Raw genomic sequence first — 19,523 nt, 5'->3', positions numbered from 1 at the left:
TCATGGCTCTGGGAACCAGGGGCAAGTCCAAGTCCGCGGCGAAGAGCCGTCGGCACGCACGCCTTCGCAAGAAGGTCGTCGGCACCGAGGCGCGTCCGCGTCTGGTCGTCACCCGTTCGGCCCGCCACGTGTTCGTGCAGGTCGTCGACGACTCGAAGGGCCACACGCTGGCCTCCGCGTCGACGCTCGAAGCGGACCTGCGCACCTTCGACGGTGACAAGACCGCGAAGGCCCGCAAGGTCGGCGAGCTCGTCGCCGAGCGCGCGAAGAAGGCAGGCATCGAGGCGGTCGTGTTCGACCGCGGTGGCAGCCGTTATGCGGGGAGGGTCGCGGCGATCGCCGACGGCGCCCGCGAAGGAGGGCTGAGCCTGTGAGCGACGAAATCAAGAACAAGGAGCAGGACGTGGCCGCTGAGGCTGTCGAAACCACGGCCCCGGCCGAGGCTGTCGTTGACGCGCCCGCGACGGATGTCGTGAGCGAGCCTCGCGAGGCCCGCCGTGGCGGTCGTGAGCGCAACCCGAATCGCGACCGCAACAGCGGCCGCGACGCGGAGAAGAGCCAGTTCCTCGAGCGCGTCGTGACCATCAACCGCGTCTCCAAGGTCGTCAAGGGCGGTCGTCGCTTCAGCTTCACGGCGCTCGTCGTCGTCGGCGACGGCAACGGTCTCGTCGGCGTCGGCTACGGCAAAGCCCGCGAGGTGCCGCTGGCGATCTCGAAGGGTGTCGAGGAAGCCAAGAAGAACTTCTTCCGCGTGCCCCGCGTCGGCGCCACCATCCCGCACCCGGTGCAGGGTGAGGCCGCCGCCGGCGTCGTGCTGCTGCGTCCCGCGTCCGCCGGTACCGGTGTTATCGCCGGTGGTCCGGTGCGCGCCGTGCTCGAGTGCGCCGGCATCCACGACGTGCTCTCCAAGTCCCTCGGCTCGTCGAACACGATCAACATCGTGCACGCCACCGTCGAGGCGCTCAAGCAGCTCGAGGAGCCCCGCGCGGTCGCCGCGCGCCGCGGCCTCGAGGTGGACCTCGTCGTCCCGGCTCGCCTGCTGCGTGCCGAGGCCGAGGCCCGTGAAGCAGCGAAGGCAGGTGTCTGATGGCCGCGCGCCTGAAGGTGACCCAGATCAAGTCGAAGATCAGTGAGAAGCAGAACCAGCGTGACACCCTGCGGAGCCTCGGGCTCCACAGGATCGGTGACGTCGTGGTGCGCGAGGACAACAAGCAGAACCGTGGCTACGTGCGCACGGTCGCTCACCTCGTCAAGGTCGAGGAGATTGACTAATGGCTGACGAAGCCCCCAAGAAGGCTGCTGCCCCGAAGGCTGCTGCCGAGAAGGCGCCGGCGAAGGCCGCTGCGCCCAAGGCCGCCGCCCCGAAGGCCGCCGCCGAGAAGGCGCCGGCCAAGGCCGCTGCGCCCAAGGCCGAGACGGCCGCTGCCGCAAAGGCGCCGGCCGCCAAGAGCGCGCCCGCGAAGAAGGCCCCTGCGGCCGACGTCGCGTCGCGCCCCCAGGTGCTCAAGGCGCACCACCTGCGTCCCGCTGCCGGCGCCAAGAAGGACCGCATCCGCGTCGGACGCGGTGAGGGCTCGAAGGGCAAGACGGCCGGTCGTGGCACCAAGGGCACCAAGGCCCGCTATCAGGTGCGCGTCGGGCTCGAGGGCGGCAACCTGAACCAGGTCATGCGCTCCCCGAAGCTGCGTGGGTTCAAGAACCCGTTCCGCGTCGAGTACCAGGTCGTGAACCTCGAGAAGCTCGCCGAGCTGTACCCGAAGGGCGGCGACGTCACCATCGGCGACCTCGTCGCGAAGGGTGCGGTGCGCAAGAACGAGAAGGTCAAGGTTCTCGGGTCGGGCGATATTGCGGTTAAGCTGAACGTTGCCGTCGACAAGGTCTCGAGCTCTGCCGAGCAGAAGATCGTCGCGGCTGGCGGATCGGTCAAGTAGCCGACCCATCGGGTCTACCGGGTGGGGGCTTCCTGGCGGAGCCCCCACCCGATTGCTTTACTTCAGTAACGGAGGCGTTGTGTTCAGAGCTGTCGCGCGGATATTCCGCACGCCCGACCTTCGTAGGAAGATCGGGTTCACGCTCGGCATCGTCGCGCTCTTCCGCCTCGGGTCGTTCATCCCAGCACCGTTCGTCGACTTCGGCAACGTGCAGATCTGTCTCGCGAGCAACGCCAACACCGCGGGGCTCTACGACCTGGTCAACCTGTTCAGCGGTGGAGCACTGCTGCAGCTGTCCATCTTCGCGCTGGGCATCATGCCCTACATCACGGCCTCGATCATCGTGCAGCTTCTGCGCGTGGTCATCCCGCACTTCGAGACCCTCTACAAGGAGGGCCAGGCCGGCCAGTCGAAGCTGACGCAGTACACCCGTTACCTCACCATCGCGCTCGGCGTGCTGCAGTCCACCACGCTCATCACGGTGGCTCGCAGCGGAGCGCTCTTCCCGTCGAACTCGGGCGTCGCGGAGTGCAGCCAGCTCATCACCAACGATGCCTGGTACGCGATCCTGCTCATGGTCATCACGATGACCGCCGGCACCGGCCTCATCATGTGGATGGGCGAGCTCATCACCGAGCGCGGCATCGGCAACGGCATGTCGCTGCTGATCTTCACCTCGATCGCCGCGACCTTCCCGAGCGCGCTGTGGTCGATCCAGACCTCGAACGGCACGGAGATCTTCCTGCTGGTGATCGTGGTGGGCATCGTCATCATGGGCGCGGTCGTGTTCGTCGAGCAGTCCCAGCGGCGCATCCCCGTGCAGTATGCGAAGCGGATGGTCGGTCGGCGCACCTACGGCGGCAACAATACCTACATCCCGATCAAGGTGAACATGGCCGGCGTCGTGCCCGTCATCTTCGCCTCGTCGTTGCTGTATCTGCCGGCGCTCATCGCCCAGTTCAACCAGCCCAGTTCTCAGGATGTCGCCGACGGGGTCGGTCCCGCGCCCTGGGTGGTCTGGATCCAGAACAACCTGACGTCGGGCGACAACCCGCTCTACATGGCGCTGTACTTCCTGCTGATCGTCGGGTTCACCTACTTCTACGTCGCGATCACCTTCAACCCCGAAGAGGTCGCGGACAACATGAAGAAGTACGGCGGGTTCATCCCGGGCATCCGCGCCGGCCGTCCCACCGCCGAGTACCTCGACTACGTGTTGACGCGGGTGACGCTTCCCGGCTCGCTGTACCTGGGCCTCATCGCCCTGATCCCGCTCATCGCCCTGGCGACGGTGGGTGCGAACCAGAACTTCCCGTTCGGCGGTGCCAGCATCCTGATCATCGTCGGCGTCGGTCTGGAGACGGTGAAGCAGATCGACTCGCAACTGCAGCAGCGTCACTACGAGGGGCTCCTGCGTTGACCCGGCTCCTGCTCATCGGCCCGCCCGGTGCCGGCAAGGGCACCCAGGCGGTGCGGCTGTCCGAGGCCTACCTGGTGCCCGCGATCTCCACTGGGGACATCTTCCGCAGCAACGTCAAGAACGAGACCGAGCTCGGCAAGAAGGCGAAGGCCTACATGGATGCCGGCGACAACGTGCCGGACGAGCTCACGAACGCGCTCATCCGGGACCGTCTCGCCGAGGCGGACGCGGCGAACGGTTTCCTGCTCGACGGCTACCCCCGCACGACCGACCAGGTGCGCGAGCTCGACGAGTTCCTCGCCGAGCACGGCACGGGCCTGGATGCTGTGGTCGAGCTCGTCGCGGACCCCGACGTGGTCGTGGAGCGCCTGCGCAAGCGCGCGCACGAGCAGGGACGCACGGACGACGACGAGGCAGTGGTGCGCCACCGTCTCGAGGTGTACCGCGAGCAGACCGAGCCGCTCATCGACATCTACGCCGCGCGTGGCGTGCTCGTGAAGGTGGATGCCCTCGGTCCGATCGACGAGGTCACCGAGCGCATCGCTGCAGCGTTGGCGGGTCGCGGAATCGCGCAGCCCGACGCGGCGAGCGCGTAGCATCCCTTCCTTCGCTTTCCGCGAACGACTGGCGCAACACGCCGAAATCGCGTAGGCTCGACCCTTGGTGCTTCCGGCCGACTTTGTCGTGCCTTCTGTCTCCTCGCGAGACGCAGCACCGAACCTACCGCAGACCGGCGGACCCAACCTTCTAGCGACGAAGAGGCTATGGCCAAGAAAGACGGTGTCATCGAGATCGAGGGCGCAGTGATCGAAGCTCTCCCCAACGCGATGTTCCGCGTTGAGTTGAGCAACGGACACAGGGTGCTCGCGCACATCTCGGGGAAGATGCGCCAGAACTACATCAGGATCCTCCCGGAGGACCGCGTGGTTGTGGAGCTGAGCCCGTACGACCTGACCCGCGGCCGCATCACGTACCGCTACAAGTAAGGGCCCGCTGGAAAGTAACGGCTCGCGGCACACCGCGAGTACGAAGACAGCGAGTGCAAGGAAACAATCATGAAGGTCAACCCCAGCGTCAAGCCGATCTGTGACCACTGCCGCGTCATCCGCCGCAACGGTCGCGTGATGGTCATCTGCAAGAGCAACCCGCGGCACAAGCAGCGCCAGGGCTAGCAGGGTCGGTGATCGAGCGACGTCGAGGTCTCGACGGGCTCGATCACCACAGCAACAACTGAATACACAGAGCAGTTCCAAGATCCGGATCTCGACTTCGATCGATCACCGGGGACACCCAGGGTTGGAGGCCCAGGCACCGGAACTGTCCATCACCTCCACATGACTCCATAAGGGAGAAGCCACCATGGCACGTCTGGCAGGCGTCGACATCCCGCGCGACAAGCGCGTTGAGGTCGCACTGACGTACATCTACGGGGTCGGCCGCACGCGGTCGCTCAAGACCCTCGCCGACACCGGCATCGACAAGGACATCCGGGTCAAGGACCTCACGGATGACCAGCTCATCGCACTGCGCGACTACATCGAGCTGAACTTCAAGGTGGAGGGTGACCTCCGTCGTGAGGTCGCGGCCGACATCCGTCGCAAGGTCGAGATCGGCTCGTACCAGGGCATCCGCCACCGTCGCGGCCTGCCCGTGCACGGGCAGCGCACCAAGACCAACGCCCGTACCCGCAAGGGTCCGAAGCGCACCGTTGCCGGCAAGAAGAAGGCCGGCCGCAAGTAGCGGGCCGCCAGGTTTAGGAGAGAACGAACATGGCTGCACCGAAGGCCGCTGCGCGCAAGCCGCGCAAGAAGGAAAAGAAGAACATCGCGCTGGGCCAGGCCCACATCAAGTCGACGTTCAACAACACGATCGTCTCGATCACCGACCCCAGCGGGGCCGTCATCAGCTGGGCATCGTCCGGCGCTGTCGGTTTCAAGGGATCGCGCAAGTCGACGCCGTTCGCCGCCCAGCTCGCTGCGGAGTCCGCCGCGCGCCAGGCGCAGGAGCACGGCATGAAGAAGGTCGACGTCTTCGTCAAGGGGCCGGGTTCCGGCCGTGAGACCGCGATCCGCTCCCTCCAGGCCGCGGGCCTCGAGGTCGGGTCGATCAACGACGTGACGCCCCAGGCGCACAACGGGTGCCGTCCGCCCAAGCGCCGCCGCGTTTAGCTCGATAGGAGCGGAGGCCATTTCTGGCCTCCGCTCGGCTAAACGCCGAGGCCGTCTCGGCCTCGGTTCATAGGCCGACACCAGCACGACCACACGTAACAACTCAATAGACCGACGGGCCAGCCACTCGTCGTATTCAGGTGTCAAATAGCGGACACCTCGCCGAAAGGAAACACCAGTGCTCATCGCACAGCGCCCCACACTCGCCGAGGAGAATATCTCCGAGTTCCGCTCGCGGTTCGTGATCGAGCCGCTCGAGCCCGGCTTCGGCTACACGCTCGGCAACTCCCTGCGTCGCACGCTGCTCTCCTCCATCCCGGGGGCCGCCGTCACCAGCATCCGCATCGACGGTGTGCTGCACGAGTTCAGCACCGTGCCGGGGGTCAAGGAGGATGTCACCGAGATCATCCTCAACATCAAGAACCTGGTCGTCTCCAGCGAGCACGACGAGCCCATCACGGCCTACCTGCGCAAGCAGGGTGCGGGCGAGGTCACCGCGGCGGACATCTCCGCTCCCGCGGGTGTCGAGATCCACAACCCCGAGCTCGTCATCGCCACGCTCAACGACAAGGCGAAGTTCGAGCTCGAGCTCACCATCGAGCGCGGTCGCGGATACGTCTCGGCCACCCAGAACCGCAGCGAGTTCAGCGAGGCCGGCCAGATTCCGGTCGACTCGATCTACTCGCCCGTGCTGAAGGTCACCTACCGCGTCGAGGCCACTCGTGCCGGTGAGCGCACCGACTTCGACCGCCTGGTCGTGGATGTCGAGACCAAGTCCGCGATCACCCCGCGTGACGCGGTCGCGTCCGCCGGGCGCACGCTGACGGAGCTGTTCGGTCTCGCCCGCGAGCTTAACACCGCAGCCGAGGGCATCGAGATCGGCCCCGCTCCGGTGGACGCCGTGCTCTCGAGCGAGCTCAGCATGCCGATCGAGGACCTCGACCTGAGCGTGCGCAGCTACAACTGCCTCAAGCGTGAGGGCATCAACACGGTCAGCGAGCTCGTGGCGCTGAGCGAGACGCAGCTCATGAACATTCGCAACTTCGGCCAGAAGTCGGTCGACGAGGTGAAGGACAAGCTCGTCGAGATGGGCCTCTCGCTCAAGGACAGTGTTCCCGGTTTCGACGGGGCGCACTTCTACGGCGGCTACGACGATGACGAGACCAACGCGTAGCCCGCGTTTGAACCTGGAGAACGAGAACCATGCCTACACCCACTAAGGGACCCCGCCTCGGCGGCGGCCCGGCCCACGAGCGCCTGCTGCTCGCGAACCTCGCCGCGGCCCTGTTCACGCACAAGAGCATCAAGACGACGGAGACGAAGGCCAAGCGCCTGCGTCCGGTCGCAGAGCGCCTCATCACCTTCGCCAAGCGCGGTGACCTGCACGCGCGTCGCCGCGTGCTCGCCGTCATCGGCGACAAGTCGGTCGTGCACGAGCTCTTCACCGAGATCGCACCGCTCGTCGAGCACCGTGAGGGCGGATACACCCGCATCACCAAGCTCGGTTTCCGCAAGGGCGACAACGCTCCGATGGTGCAGATCGAGCTGGTGCTCGAGCCGGTGAACCCGAAGCCGAAGTCGGCGAAGAAGGCCGCTGCAGCGGACTCCGCGAAGGCCGCGCCGGCGAAGGCCGCGCCCGCCGCCGAGGAGACGCCCGCCGAGGACGCAGCCGTCGAGGAGGCGCCCGTCGCCGAGGAGACCGCCACGGAGTCCGTCGAGGAGGCCGCAGCGGAGTCCACCTCCGACATCGAGGACGTCACGGTCGCCGCTGAGGTCGCCGACGCCGATGCCGAGGCGAGCGCCGAGGGCGAAGCCAAGTAGTACCGCGTCGACAGTGAGGGCCCCGTCATCGTGCGGGGCCTTTACTGTTGAACCATGGTCGAATCGCTCAGCAGCAGGGTGCGCGCGCCGCGCTCGCTCGAACGCCCAGCGGCGACGCCTGAGGCGACCTGGAGGGCCGCGACCGAAGCGGATGTCGATGCGATCCTCGATTGCGAGATGGCGATCGCCGCGGTCGACCACCCGCGATACGTCATCAGCCGCGAGGAGATCGAGGACGACTTCCGGCTGAGCTACGTCGACCTCGGGCGGGACACGATCGTCGCGGTCGCGCCCGACGGTCGCGTGCTCGCCTGGGGCGTGGTGATCGCGACGCCGGACCGCGAGACCTTGGTGCGCTCGATCCTCGCCGGCGGAGTGCGGCCGAGCGCCCGCGGGCTCGGGCTCGGGCGGCAGCTGCTCGCTTGGCAGGAGGGTCGCGGACGTCAGCAGCTCGCGACATCCGATGCGGAGCTGCCGGGCTGGCTCGTGAGCTACGCCGATTCCGGAGCCGTCGAGACCCGGCGGCTGCTCGAGCGAACCGGATTCGCGCCCGCGCGGTACTTTCTCGAGGTCACCCGCGACCTCGCCGACCCGGTGCGGGATCGGCCCGCGCCGGAGGGCGTGCGCATCGAGCCGTTCACGGAGGATCTCTGGGAGTCGACCAGGCTCGCTCGCAACGACGCGTTCCGCGACCACTGGGGCAGCCTGCCGGTGAGCGAGGAGGCCTGGCTCGCCTTCGCGCGGCGCCGGGTCTCACGGCCCGAGTGGTCGTTCGTCGCACTCGGCGAGGATGCCGCGGGCGGCTGGCAGGTCGTCGGCTTCGTGCTCGCCCAAGCCAACGAGCAGGACTGGCCGCTGCAGGGTTTCACCTCCGGCTACGTCGACCTGGTGGGAACGAGGCGGGACTGGCGCGGACGCGGCCTCGCATCGGCCCTGCTCTCGCGCACGATTCGCGCAGTGGCCGCGGACGGCATCCAGAAGCTGGTGCTCGACGTCGACTCCGAGAGCCCGACCGGAGCGCTCGGCCTCTACACCGGCCTCGGCTTCGCGGAATCGGCCAGCAGCGCCAGCTACACGAAGGTGTTCTAGACCGGGCGGGCTGCGTCGCCGCGCTCGTTGTCGTGCACGAGCGGCGGGAGCTCGGCCAAGCGCTGCAAGGCATCGGCGAGGGCGGCCGTGTAGATGCGGGCGCCGGCGGGGCCCATATGGATGTCGTCGTAGGCGAGCACATCCAGGTGCGGCTGGATCGCGTCGTGCCAGTTCGACAGCTCGACATCGCGCTTCGAGCGGGCGAACTCCGCCAGGATCGCGTTGACCTCGGGAGTCCAGTCCCGCGGCGCCTGCACATTGACCACGATCAGCTGGGTATCACGGCCCACCAGTTCGAGGATCCGGGGCAGCGCCGCGGCGTCGATCCAGCCGTTCGTGCCGAGCCCGATCACCAGGATCGGGCGCAGAGCGCCGGAGGCCGCCAGCGCGGCGACGAGCGGCTCGGCATCGCTGAGCTGCCGTGACACCGAGGCGTCGATCGCGATGCCGGGGAACGCCTCCTGCAGTTCGGGCACCGCGGAGAGCATCACCGAGTCGCCGAGCGCGTAGATCTGGTCGCCGGTGGGCAGCGGCTGCGGACGTCGTGGGGCGACGGCGTAGCCCGGAAGCGCAAGGCGTGCCGCGCCCTCGTCGATCTCCGACTGCGCTTCACCCGTGCCGGGATCGAGTGCGATGGCAGCGCCGGTGAGGCCGACACCGGCCAGAAGGGCGATGGCGGTGAGGGTCACGGCGCTCCAGGCCAGCACCCGGCGACCGCCGGAGCGCAGTCGCGCGCGAATGAGACGCAGACTGCCGGTGAAGCCCAGTCGGCGCACCGGAGTCTCCACGAAGCGGTAGGAGGCTGCCGCCGCGGCGACCGTGACGACGAGAGCCGCAACAGGGACCACCCACCATCCCGCGACCGCGGGCACCGATGCCGCCAAGAGCACGAGCACGGGCCAGTGCCAGAGGTACAGGCCGTAGGAGCGCTCGCCGATCCAGCGCAGGGGCTGGACGTCGAGGGCGCGCCCCAGCCACGAGTCCGGGACGGTCGCGCCGAGGATCGCGATCGCGGTGAGCGCACTGGCGAGCGCGAGTCCGCCGCGAGTGGTGAACGCGGCGTCCTCGGGCAGCAGCGCGGCGATGGCCAGAACGCCGGCGAGGGCGGCGGCGCCCACGAGGGGCAGCACGATCCGCTGGGTGCGGGGCGGGGCATCCCCAGCCGGCGTGAAGCGCGCCTCGAGCAGGAACGCGAGCGCGGCACCGAGCGCGAGCCCGAAGCTGTGCGTGTCCGTGCCGTAGTACACGCGGGTGCCGTCGTCGCCGGCCAGGAGGCCCATCGCCACGGCGGAGGCCACGGCGAGCGCGCCCGCGATCGACGCGCGGACCGCGCGCCTGCGCACCAGCAGCAGGAGGAGCATCGCCAGCGGCCAGACGAGGTAGAACTGCTCCTCGACCGCCAGGGACCAGAGGTTGCGGAACAGCTCGGGTGTCGAACTGTCGAAATAGCTCGCACCCTCGGCGATGAAGATCCAGTTGATGCTGAAGGTCGCAGCGCCGAGCACCTGGCGACCGAGACCGACGAGCACGTCGCCGCCGACGTAGGCCGCCACGGACGAGCACACGATCACCACGAGGGCGAGCGCGGGGAGCAGGCGCCGGGCACGACGAGCCCAGAACGCGCGAAGACCGATGCGACCGTGCGCGGCGTGCTCGCGCACGAGAAGTCCCGTGATCAGGAACCCGCTGATCACGAAGAAGACGTCGACGCCGACGTAGCCGCCGACGAGCGTGGACGGCAGGAAGTGGTAGGCCATCACGGCGAGCACCGCGATCGCCCGGAGCCCGTCGAGTCCGCCCAGACGTGCGGGGGCGGAGGGCGTCGTTGCGGAGGTCATGGTGTCGGGGTTCCGAGCACAAGACTACTCGCGGGGGGTCCCGGCCCACCGGGGCGCCTACCATGGCATCGTGACCGAGGAACCCGCCACGCGTGTGCGACTGGACCTCGCCTACGACGGAACGGACTTCAACGGTTGGGCGCGGCAACCCGGCCAGCGCACCGTGCAGGGCGAGCTCGAAGCGGCGCTCGAGACCGTGTTGGGACGCTACGGACCCGCGCCGCGGCTGGTCGTGGCGGGACGCACGGATGCCGGCGTCCACGCCACGGGGCAGGTGGCGCACCTCGACCTGCTGGAGGCGCAGATCGCGGCCCTGATGCGTCAGCGCCCACCGCGCTCGCGCGAGCTGGCGCCCGGCGCGCTGCGCGCTCGGCTCAACGGCATCGCCGGGCTGAAGGCCGACGTGGTGGTCGGCGCGGCAGCGTTCGCTCCCGCCGCCTTCGATGCGCGGTTCTCCGCGCTCTGGCGCCGATACGAGTACCGCATCGCGGATCCCGCCGCCACCAGGAACCCGCTCCTGCGTCGTCACACGGTCTGGTACCCCGCCGAACTCGACCATGCCGCGATGGATGCCGCGGCCCGCGAACTCGCCGGACTGCACGACTGGGCGGCGTACTGCCGTCCCCGGGAGGGCGCGACCACGATCCGCGAGTTGCAGCACTTCTCGTGGACGCGTGAGGCCGACGGCGTGCTCGTGGCGCGCCTGCAGGCCGATGCGTTCTGCCACAGCATGGTGCGTGCCCTGGTCGGGGCGACGGTCGCGGTCGGAGAGGGAAAGCTGGAGGCCGATCGGGCGGTCTCGGTGCGGGACGAAGCGGTGCGCACGAACGAGTTCAAGGTGATGCCGGCGGCAGGGCTGACGCTGCTCGAGGTCGGCTATCCGCCGGATCACGACCTGGCCGCACGCGCGGAGCAGACGCGCGCCCGTCGCGACGCAGAGGTCGGCTTGTCCGCACGCCTGAACCTGAGCTAGAGTAGACCCTTGGTGCCTTATGGGCGCCCGATCATGAGCCCTCCAGTGCTGCGAAGCACACGGGTGGTTCTCCGACATCGTCGGCGAACGGCCCACCGGAGCGGGATTCACGAACCACTCATCCGATCAACCGAAAGCAGCATTCCTGTGACTCGCACGTTCTCACCCAAGCCCGCTGACGTTCAGCGCGACTGGGTCGTCATCGACGCTACGGACATCGTCCTCGGCCGGCTCGCGAGCCACGCCGCGACCCTGCTCCGTGGCAAGCACAAGCCCACCTTCGCCCCCCACATGGACATGGGCGACTTCGTCATCATCATCAACGCCGAGAAGGTGGCGCTCACCGGCGCCAAGCTCGCGCAGAAGAAGGCGTACCGTCACTCGGGATACCCGGGCGGCCTGACGGCCACCACCTACGCCGAGATGCTCGAGAAGCACCCGACCCGCGCGGTCGAGAAGGCGGTGCGGGGCATGCTGCCGAAGAACTCGATCGGCCGCCAGCAGCTCGCCAAGCTCAAGGTCTACGCGGGTGCCGAGCACCCGCACGCTGCCCAGCAGCCCAAGCCGTACACCCTCTCCCAGGTCGCCCAGTAGCGGCCCGCTGAATACCAAGGACTGAACCAAGTGGCCAAGATCGAAGACTCCATCGACGCGGGTGTGCTCGAGACCTACTCGACCGAGACCCCCGCGGACGCGGCGCCCAAGGCGCCCCGTGCCGTGCTCAACGTGCCCGGCTCCGCCGTCGGCCGCCGCAAGGAGGCGATCGCCCGCGTGCGGATCGTGCCCGGCTCCGGCACCGCGGTCGTCAACGGGCGTGAACTCGCCGAGTACTTCCCCAACAAGCTGCACCAGCAGCTCATCAACGACCCGTTCAAGGTGCTCGACCTCCTCGGCTCCTACGACGTGACGGCCAAGATCACCGGGGGTGGCCCCTCCGGCCAGGCCGGTGCCCTTCGCCTCGCGATCGCGCGCGCCCTCAACGAGATCGACCGCGAGAACAACCGTCCCGCGCTCAAGAAGGCGGGCTTCCTCACTCGTGACGCCCGCGTCATCGAGCGCAAGAAGGCCGGTCTCAAGAAGGCGCGCAAGGCGTCGCAGTTCTCGAAGCGCTGATCCGACCGGGCAGACGATGCCTCGTCTCTTCGGAACGGATGGCGTACGCGGCCTTGCCAACGGCGAGCTGACCGTCGAGCTGTCGCTCGGGCTCGCCCAGGCGGCCGCCGTCGTGCTCGGCAAGGGGCGCGTCGCCGACGGCCGACGCGCCTCCGGTCGTCGGCCGTCCGCGGTCATCGCCAGGGATCCGAGGATCTCGGGCGAGTTCATCGCCTCGGCGGTCGCGGCCGGGCTCGCGAGTTCGGGTGTGGATGTCTACGACGCCGGAGTGATTCCCACGCCCGCACTGGCATTCCTCGTCGCGGATGCCAAGGCCGATCTCGGCGTGATGATCTCGGCCTCGCACAACCCGGCCCCCGACAACGGCATCAAGTTCTTCGCCACGGGCGGCACGAAGCTGCCCGATGAAGTCGAAGATCGCATCGAAGCCGCCATCGGCGAACCGAAGATCGCGCCCAAGGGCGGCGACGTCGGTCGTATCCGACGCTTCGCGGACGCGGAAGATCGCTACATCGTGCACCTGCTCGGCACGTTGCCGCATCGGCTCGACGGCATTCACGTCGTGCTGGACTGCGCGCACGGTGCCGCGTCGGGTGTCTCCCCGCAGGTGTTCACGGATGCCGGCGCCCGCGTCACCGTGATCGCGGCCGACCCCGACGGCATCAACATCAACGACGGCGTCGGATCGACCCACCTCGAGCACCTCGCCGCCGCAGTCGTCGCTGCCGGGGCGGACCTCGGGATCGCGCACGACGGCGACGCCGACCGTTGCCTCGCCGTGGACGCACAGGGCAACGTCGTCGACGGCGATCAGATCATGGCGATCCTCGCCGTCTCGATGGCCGAGCGCGGCGTGCTCGCGGAGAACACCCTCGTCGCCACCGTGATGAGCAACCTCGGACTCCACCGGGCGATGAGCGAGCACGGCATCACGGTGGTCGAGACCGCGGTCGGTGACCGGTACGTGCTCGAGGCGCTCGCCGAACGGGGACTGTCCCTCGGCGGTGAGCAATCCGGACACGTCATCATGACCCGGTTCGCGACGACGGGCGATGGCGTCTTGACCGGGTTGCATCTGGTCGCAGAGATGGCCCGCACCGGTCGTACGCTCGCCGACCTCGCGAGCGTGATGACGGTGTATCCGCAGGTGCTCGTGAACGTTCGCGACGTGGATCATCACAGGCTGGGCTCCGACTCGGTGATCGCGGATGCCGTGGCGGCGGCGACCGCGCGGCTCGGTGATACCGGTCGCGTGCTGCTGCGCCCCTCCGGCACGGAACCCATGGTGCGCGTGATGGTCGAAGCCGAGCATCAGCACGTGGCTGAGGAGGTCGCAGGCGAACTCGCCGCGGTCGTGCAGCAGAGGCTCGCCCACCGCTGAGGGCAGGCGTCGTCGACTGAGTAGTCGGCCCCGGGGATTGAGTAGTGGCATCCCGCCCATCTCGTCGTGCGCACCGTTAGTCTGGCGCCGTGCCCTTGCGACTGCTGCCACCGGCCACCCTCGGCGTCTGTCTCGGCGCAGTGCCTGGGGCGTTCTGCATTGGATTGAGGGCACTATGAGCATCTACGAGCACATCGGCGGCAATGACGTCCTCAGGACGGCCGTTTCGGTCTTGTACGGGCGCGTGACCGATGATCCGACCCTCGCCGCATGGTTCGACGGCGTCGACATGACCCGGCTCAAGGCCCACCAGCGCGCCTTTCTCACCGCAGCGCTCGACGGTCCTCAGGTATTCACCGGGCTCGACCTCGGTGCCGCCCATCACGACATGGCGATCACGGATGCCGCGTTCACGAGCGTGACGACGCATCTGCTCGTGACCCTCGCCGACCTCGGCGTTGCGCCCGGCGTCGTCGACCAGGTCGAGAGCAGGCTCGAGAGCCTGCGACCGCTCGTCGTACAGGCCTAGCACTTCTCGCGGCGGGGAGGCGCCTTGGCGCGCCCGCGCGCCGGTCGACGGGTCCGGCGATCACCTGGGTAGCGCCGCGACGAACCTAGGTAGTCGCGGTCGGGGGAGTTGAGCAATCGCCCCTCATGCCGTCGACGGGCACCTCCGAGAGTCTGATGTTGCGCGGCAATCTGCGCGACAACGTGACTCAGAAGGAATCCCCATGCGTACCGCACTCGCCACTGCCACGTGCAGTGCTCTCACCGTTCTCGGCGTCGCGGCACTCGGTCTTGCCGGTGCCACCGCAGCCCACGCCGACGACGCGCCCAACACCGTTCCGGATGCCTGGGACGACAGCTACGGCATGGTGCAGGGCTCGACCCTCACCGTCGATGCCGCCAACGGCATCCTCGCCAACGACACGGACCCGGATGGCGACCTGCTCACCGTCGGGTACGTGTACAACTACGACGCCGCCGAGCTCACCATGAACGCCGACGGCTCGTTCTCGTTCACGCCGGCCGCAGGCTTCATCGGCGTCGCGACGTTCAACTACAACGCCGACGATGGTCACCAGCACTGGAGCTACTCGCGCACCGTGAGCATCACGGTGGAGGCGGCGCCGGTGGCGCCGGTCGATCCGGCACCGGTGGCGCCTGCCACTCCCGCCGACTCCACGGACACCGACAGCGCTCCCCTCGACACCCTCGCCTACACCGGCGTGGTCTCGGGCTGGATGGCTGCGCCCGCCCTGGCCTTGCTCTCGCTCGGCGGCCTCGCGCTGTGGCACTCCCGCCGCCGCGCCCTGGCCGTCTGAAATCCGATCACCAACTCCACACCACGAAGGAAACCGAGATGAACCTCTTCAAGTCAGTCAAAGACCTGGGCGCGATGATGAACGCCGCCCCAGATCTGATCGAGTCCGCCAACCAGCTCGCCGCCAACGCGCAGGCGCAGCAGGCCCAAGCGGCCGTCGCGCCGGCGGTGCCCTCGGCGGCCGCGCTCGAGCCCATCGCCGGCGTCGACCTCGACGTCTACGTCAAGGTCTCGAAGGGCATCGCGGCGTACGGCTACGACGCCGCGAAACTTCCGCTCGTGGCCGCGGCCTACGGCGTCAGCGCCGAGAACTGGGCCATCGCCCAAGACGGCTGGGCCGCGCGCATCCAGTCCGACCCCGCCGTCGGTGCCGCGTTCAACCAGCGTTTCACGGCGGCCTGAGATGGGCCTCCTCGACAGCTACTTTCGGCTGACCGACATGGCCAAGGCCTCCGAGAAGCGCAGCGACGTCGGCGCGAGCCTCGCCTCGATGCAGTCCAGGCTCGATGGACTCAACGCCACCATGGCCGCGCAGAACGCGCAGGCCGCGGCGGCCTCGGATCCCGCGAGCCAGGCGCGTCGTGTCGAGGCCATCGCGACCGTCACCTCCTGCCGCCTCACCGGTGCGCAGATCAACCAGGCGTCGGTCGTCGAGCTCGAGCTGCTCGTGGTGCTGCCCTCGGGCATCCCGCTCGCTGCGGCCCACACGGCCGTGCTCTCGGCGGTCGACCTCGGGCGGATGCAGTCCGGCGCGAAGGTCCCGGTCAGCCTCGACCCCGCCGCCCCGAATACCACCCTCACCCTCGAGCTCGCTCGACCGCTCTAGATCTCCCACCACGTCACACCAGACAGAAAGGCTTCAACCCATGTCCCGCACCATCATCGTGCGCAGCGCAACCGCGTTCGCCGCCCTCGGCACGGCGCTCGCGGCACCGCTCCTGTTCTCCTCGGCGGCGCTCGCCGCGGATGCCACCTTCCCGCCCGTCGCCAACACCGACGGCTATGGGACCACGCGCAACGTTCCGATCTCCATCGATGCCGCCGCCGGGCTGCTCGCCAACGACACCGACGGCGGCAACGGCAACCTTCGCGTCGACGCCGTCACGCTCTCCGACGGCGGAACGCTCGATTTCGCCGCCGACGGCAGCTTCGTTTTCACCCCCGACCCGGGCTTCTGGGGCACGGCTCACTTCATCTACAACGACCTCGCGGGCGATGGCTACGCGAGCAACTCCGCCGACGTCTGGATCGAGGTCGAGCACGGTCAACTCATCGGAGCGCCCGACTTCTACACGACCCCCATGGACACCCAACTCGTGGTCTCCGCGGATCGCACGATCAACAACGACCCGGACTCGACCCACGTCGGCGGCAACGACGATGCCACGGGTGAGATCGACATGAACGTCTACGGTGAGTTCACCTACACGCCAGCACCGGGATTCGTCGGCACCAAGACCTTCAGCTATTGGCTCGATCATGATGGATTCGTCAGCGACCCGATTCTCGTGACCATCGAGGTCACCCCGCCCGCTGTCCCCACCGGCGACGACACGGTCGTCGAGCAGTCCACGCTCGCCTACACCGGCACGGTCTCCGAGGGGCTGCTGGCTCCGGGGCTCGCGCTGCTGGCGCTGGGCAGCGCGGGTCTGGTGTGGGGCATCCGCCGCACGCGTACCGCACGCTGATCCCCGACCGATCGAACGGCCTCCGCACCGGGAAACCGGCGGGGGCCGTTTCGGCGTGGTGGCTAGCCCGCCGAGAGCTCGCCGCGACCGCGGATGCCGAGCTTGGCGTACGTTGCCTGGAGGTGGTTGTCGACCGTGCGCGGCGAGAGGAACAGCCGCGCGGCGATGTCGGCCGTGCTCAGCCCCTGGGCCGCGAGGCCCGCGATCTCGCGTTCGCGCGGCGTGAGCGGTTCCCACTCGCTGCCGAACTGCAGCAAGGGGGTCGCCGCGCCCTCGCACAACGCGGCGAGGCGCTGCGCCTGGCCGCGCAACGAGGAGGCCTCGCGCTTGCGATCCCCGCGGGCGGCCGATGCCGACGCGGACGAGTAGGCCTCGGCGGCGAAGAGCAGGTGGTTGCTGCGTTCCCAGGTCTCGCCGACCGACCGCAAGGCGTCGGCGTCGTCCGCAGCCTCGGCCGCGGCATGGGCCGCCTGCATCTCGATCGCCGGCGAGCTGCTCTCGGCGGCGAGGGCCGCGAGCGCAGGGGCGGCCCGCTTGGCCGCACCGAGCCGGGTGGCCGCGTGCAGGAGCATCCCGGCGTTGACGTGGTGGCCGCGTTGCGTGATGACTTCGGCACGCTCGATCAGCGCGTCGGTCGCGTCGGACCGATCACCCGTGACGGCCGCGATCCACAGCGTCGCCAGTACGCCGTGCGAGTCATTCGCGGCATAGTGCGGATCGAGTCTCTGTTGCGCATCCGCGGCCTCAGCGAGGCGCCCCTGCCAGGCCAGCGTGAGCGCGAGGGCCGCTGTGGCCTGGTCGCCGTAGGGGAGCGGCCCGCGGTCGAGCGAGCCGGATGCGACATCCCGAAACCACCTGGCGGCGGCATCGAGCCGCCCGACCGCGAGCTGACAGCGCCCCAGGGTGAACTCGTTGTAGCTCACGACGACCTCGTCGTCGTGTTGCATGCCGGAGTGGAGCGCGGCCGTTGCGATCTCCCGGGCCGCCGCCGGATCGCCCGCCTGGAGCAGTGCGCTCGCGAGCAGCATCTCGGACCACCGTCGAGGCAGAGCGGCGCTCTCGTACGCGGTCGCGTACTCGACCGCGTACCGCGCCGCCGCAATCGAGTCCTGCGCGCGACCCCGGGCGGCAAGAGCCTGGCTGCGGTATCCGGATCGCACGGCACGTCGGAGTGCCGTGTCACGCGATTCTTCGGGGTCTTGGAGGCCGGCGAGGGCGCGCGTCGCCTCCTCGAGGTAGAGCAAGAGCACCGAGCGGGCCGTGGCGAGCGCGGGCTCGGCCTCGGGCATGCGATGGCTGGCGGCATCCAGCAGCGCAAGACCCGGCAGTTCGCCCATGCCGCTGCCCCAGTACGCCGCGGCACGCATGCGCGCGATATCCGCGCCGAGCGTCGGGTCGGTGCCGGGGTCGTCGTTGGCGGAGGCCGCCTGATCGAGCACCGGCACGGCTTCGGCATCGCGCCCCAGGGTCCACAGCGCCTCGCCCTTGAGGAGCAGCATGGGGGCGGTGGCCGCGCCCGCGTCGATCGCCGCCGACGTCAGGCGCACGACTCCCCGGTGGTCTTGCGCGAGCGCGGCGAGGCGGGCTGCGCGGGCGAGCAGCGCGGGATCCGATGGTGCATCGGCATCGAGTCGCCAGGTCGCCACCCGCAGGTCGTCGGTGTCGCCCCGACCGCGCTCGGCCACGTGCTCGGCGGTCTCGAGCAGCACATCGATGACTCGCAGCCGCGACATCGCCTCGCGGACGATGATGGCGTACTGCGGGTGGGCGAGGCTGATCTCCAGCCCTCCGTCGGATTCGGCGATTCGGGCAAGGCCGGCGCCTTCCATCTCGATCACGTGGGTGCGCGCATCCCGATCGGGAAAGTCAGCGAGGGCGAGCGGCTGGCACAGCGCGAGCCGCTCTGCAACGGCTCGTGCCTCCGGCGTGAGCCGCTCGAATCGCGCTCGAATGAGCTCACGCAACGCGCTCGTGGCCACGGGATCTGCAAGCAACTGCCAGACGCCGGCGCGTACCGAGAGTCGGCCGGACTCGACGGTGCCGATCACCAGTTCGCGGAGGTAAAGGGTGTTGCCGCCGGAGAGGCGCCGGAGGTCGACGGCGGTGCGGTTGGCCACGGGGCCGTCCAAGACGTGAGTGAGGAGTTCCTTGACCCGCTCGAGGGTGATTGCGGGAACGTCGATGCGCACGGCGGAGTTGCCCGCCCACATCGCGGTGATGCCGTCTGGGAGTGGATCGCCCTCCGGCAGGGTCGCGATGAGCTTGACGCTGCCCGCGCTCACGAGCTGGATCACGAGGGCGAGCGAGAGTGGGTCGAGCCGGGAGATGTCATCGACGAGGATCACCGCGCGACGACCCTGCGCGGCGGCGCCGACCGCTGCCCGTGCCGAGTCGAACAGCGCCGTCGAGGTCTCGGGGAGGCTGGCATCACCCAACTGTGCGAGCGCGGGGGCGAGCGCGCCGAGGGGAATCGCGGCGATCGCATCGCTCGCGCTCACCGGGATGGTCAGCCACTCGGTCTCGCCGAGCGCCGCGGCAGCTTCGGTCGCCAGTCGGGACTTGCCCACCCCCGATGCGCCGCAGAGCACGACGACCGAAGCGGTCGGGGACCGCAGGCTCGCCGTGATGGTGCCGATGAGTTCATCGCGACCAACGAGCGGCCACTCTCCCCGAAGCGTGCGACCGGCCTCCACCCGCATCCTCTCCTGACGTCAGCGGCCCCGTGCTGCCCGCAATCGACACTATTGTGCCACTGGAACGTCTTTTGGTGCGGTCGC

At 68.9% G+C, this 19,523-nt stretch carries 24 protein-coding genes; 22 read left to right on the top strand and 2 right to left on the bottom strand.

Annotated elements, in window-relative coordinates; translation table 11 throughout:
* Positions 1-2 precede the first annotated feature (2 nt).
* From rplR to PYV02_RS04775, 13 genes are all read left to right on the top strand, one after another.
* Positions 3-374: a 50S ribosomal protein L18 gene (gene rplR / locus PYV02_RS04835; protein ID WP_275756981.1), complete on the top strand. Its 372-nt coding sequence runs from the start codon at positions 3-5 to the stop codon at positions 372-374.
* A complete protein-coding gene (gene rpsE / locus PYV02_RS04830; RefSeq protein ID WP_275756733.1) occupies positions 371-1,087 on the top strand; it encodes a 30S ribosomal protein S5 in 717 nt (238 codons plus the stop codon). The genes rplR and rpsE overlap by 4 nt, the downstream gene beginning before the upstream one ends.
* Positions 1,087-1,272, top strand: coding sequence for a 50S ribosomal protein L30 (gene rpmD / locus PYV02_RS04825; RefSeq protein WP_179495111.1), 186 nt, complete (start codon positions 1,087-1,089; stop codon positions 1,270-1,272). The genes rpsE and rpmD overlap by 1 nt, the downstream gene beginning before the upstream one ends.
* A complete protein-coding gene (gene rplO, locus PYV02_RS04820; RefSeq protein ID WP_275756728.1) occupies positions 1,272-1,931 on the top strand; it encodes a 50S ribosomal protein L15 in 660 nt (219 codons plus the stop codon). Before rpmD ends, rplO begins: the two co-directional genes overlap by 1 nt.
* A gap of 79 nt (positions 1,932-2,010) precedes the next feature.
* Positions 2,011-3,351 (top strand): preprotein translocase subunit SecY, encoded by a 1,341-nt coding sequence (gene secY / locus PYV02_RS04815; RefSeq protein ID WP_275756726.1) that lies wholly within the window; start codon positions 2,011-2,013, stop codon positions 3,349-3,351.
* Positions 3,348-3,947, top strand: a complete 600-nt coding sequence (locus PYV02_RS04810) for an adenylate kinase (protein ID WP_275756724.1) — start codon at positions 3,348-3,350, stop codon at positions 3,945-3,947. The genes secY and PYV02_RS04810 overlap by 4 nt, the downstream gene beginning before the upstream one ends.
* A gap of 168 nt (positions 3,948-4,115) precedes the next feature.
* Positions 4,116-4,337, top strand: coding sequence for a translation initiation factor IF-1 (infA, locus tag PYV02_RS04805; protein ID WP_275756722.1), 222 nt, complete (start codon positions 4,116-4,118; stop codon positions 4,335-4,337).
* Between the two features lie 69 nt (positions 4,338-4,406).
* Entirely contained in the window at positions 4,407-4,523 is a 117-nt protein-coding gene (gene rpmJ, locus PYV02_RS04800) for a 50S ribosomal protein L36 (RefSeq protein ID WP_129072182.1), read from the top strand.
* A gap of 187 nt (positions 4,524-4,710) precedes the next feature.
* Positions 4,711-5,091, top strand: a complete 381-nt coding sequence (gene rpsM / locus PYV02_RS04795) for a 30S ribosomal protein S13 (RefSeq protein WP_275756716.1) — start codon at positions 4,711-4,713, stop codon at positions 5,089-5,091.
* Between the two features lie 29 nt (positions 5,092-5,120).
* The gene (gene rpsK, locus PYV02_RS04790; RefSeq protein ID WP_275756714.1) at positions 5,121-5,519 is read left to right on the top strand and encodes a 30S ribosomal protein S11; all 399 of its coding nucleotides are present in this window, start codon (positions 5,121-5,123) and stop codon (positions 5,517-5,519) included.
* Positions 5,520-5,697: 178 nt separating this feature from the next.
* Positions 5,698-6,693, top strand: a complete 996-nt coding sequence (locus tag PYV02_RS04785) for a DNA-directed RNA polymerase subunit alpha (protein WP_275756712.1) — start codon at positions 5,698-5,700, stop codon at positions 6,691-6,693.
* A gap of 29 nt (positions 6,694-6,722) precedes the next feature.
* Complete coding sequence (gene rplQ / locus PYV02_RS04780) at positions 6,723-7,340, top strand: 50S ribosomal protein L17 (RefSeq protein WP_275756710.1); 618 nt, start codon at positions 6,723-6,725, stop codon at positions 7,338-7,340.
* A 54-nt stretch (positions 7,341-7,394) separates the two neighbouring features.
* Positions 7,395-8,429: a GNAT family N-acetyltransferase gene (locus PYV02_RS04775; RefSeq protein ID WP_275756708.1), complete on the top strand. Its 1,035-nt coding sequence runs from the start codon at positions 7,395-7,397 to the stop codon at positions 8,427-8,429.
* On the opposite strand, the gene PYV02_RS04770 is transcribed toward PYV02_RS04775, so the two are convergent.
* On the bottom strand, positions 8,426-10,267 hold the full coding sequence (locus tag PYV02_RS04770) for an acyltransferase family protein (protein WP_275756706.1): 1,842 nt from the start codon (positions 10,265-10,267) through the stop codon (positions 8,426-8,428). The two genes, PYV02_RS04775 and PYV02_RS04770, sit on opposite strands and share 4 nt — an antisense overlap.
* Before the next feature lie 70 nt (positions 10,268-10,337).
* Between PYV02_RS04770 and truA the strand changes: the two genes are divergently transcribed.
* The 9 genes from truA (at position 10,338) to PYV02_RS04725 (ending at position 16,746) form a co-directional block, all read left to right on the top strand.
* Complete coding sequence (gene truA, locus PYV02_RS04765; RefSeq protein ID WP_275756704.1) at positions 10,338-11,240, top strand: tRNA pseudouridine(38-40) synthase TruA; 903 nt, start codon at positions 10,338-10,340, stop codon at positions 11,238-11,240.
* Between the two features lie 147 nt (positions 11,241-11,387).
* Positions 11,388-11,834 carry a 50S ribosomal protein L13 gene (gene rplM / locus PYV02_RS04760; protein ID WP_275756702.1) on the top strand — a complete coding sequence of 149 codons (447 nt, stop codon included), beginning with the start codon at positions 11,388-11,390 and terminating at the stop codon, positions 11,832-11,834.
* 30 nt (positions 11,835-11,864) lie between these two features.
* Positions 11,865-12,353: a 30S ribosomal protein S9 gene (gene rpsI, locus PYV02_RS04755; RefSeq protein ID WP_275756700.1), complete on the top strand. Its 489-nt coding sequence runs from the start codon at positions 11,865-11,867 to the stop codon at positions 12,351-12,353.
* A gap of 16 nt (positions 12,354-12,369) precedes the next feature.
* Positions 12,370-13,734, top strand: a complete 1,365-nt coding sequence (gene glmM, locus PYV02_RS04750; protein WP_275756698.1) for a phosphoglucosamine mutase — start codon at positions 12,370-12,372, stop codon at positions 13,732-13,734.
* A 175-nt stretch (positions 13,735-13,909) separates the two neighbouring features.
* On the top strand, positions 13,910-14,263 hold the full coding sequence (locus tag PYV02_RS04745; RefSeq protein WP_275756696.1) for a group I truncated hemoglobin: 354 nt from the start codon (positions 13,910-13,912) through the stop codon (positions 14,261-14,263).
* Positions 14,264-14,465: 202 nt separating this feature from the next.
* On the top strand, positions 14,466-15,059 hold the full coding sequence (locus tag PYV02_RS04740) for a cadherin-like domain-containing protein (RefSeq protein ID WP_275756694.1): 594 nt from the start codon (positions 14,466-14,468) through the stop codon (positions 15,057-15,059).
* 38 nt (positions 15,060-15,097) lie between these two features.
* Entirely contained in the window at positions 15,098-15,460 is a 363-nt protein-coding gene (locus PYV02_RS04735) for a hypothetical protein (protein ID WP_275756692.1), read from the top strand.
* Position 15,461: 1 nt separating this feature from the next.
* On the top strand, positions 15,462-15,884 hold the full coding sequence (locus PYV02_RS04730) for a hypothetical protein (RefSeq protein WP_275756691.1): 423 nt from the start codon (positions 15,462-15,464) through the stop codon (positions 15,882-15,884).
* A gap of 40 nt (positions 15,885-15,924) precedes the next feature.
* Positions 15,925-16,746, top strand: a complete 822-nt coding sequence (locus tag PYV02_RS04725) for an Ig-like domain-containing protein (protein WP_275756689.1) — start codon at positions 15,925-15,927, stop codon at positions 16,744-16,746.
* 62 nt (positions 16,747-16,808) lie between these two features.
* On the opposite strand, the gene PYV02_RS04720 is transcribed toward PYV02_RS04725, so the two are convergent.
* Entirely contained in the window at positions 16,809-19,439 is a 2,631-nt protein-coding gene (locus tag PYV02_RS04720) for a LuxR family transcriptional regulator (RefSeq protein WP_275756687.1), read from the bottom strand.
* Positions 19,440-19,523 lie beyond the last annotated feature (84 nt).

This window comes from Antiquaquibacter metalliresistens (genome assembly GCF_029211225.1).
Classification (GTDB): domain Bacteria; phylum Actinomycetota; class Actinomycetes; order Actinomycetales; family Microbacteriaceae; genus Rhodoglobus; species Rhodoglobus metalliresistens.
The sequence above is the reverse complement of the archived record's forward strand: the minus strand, read 5'-3'. Positions and strand labels throughout refer to the sequence as shown.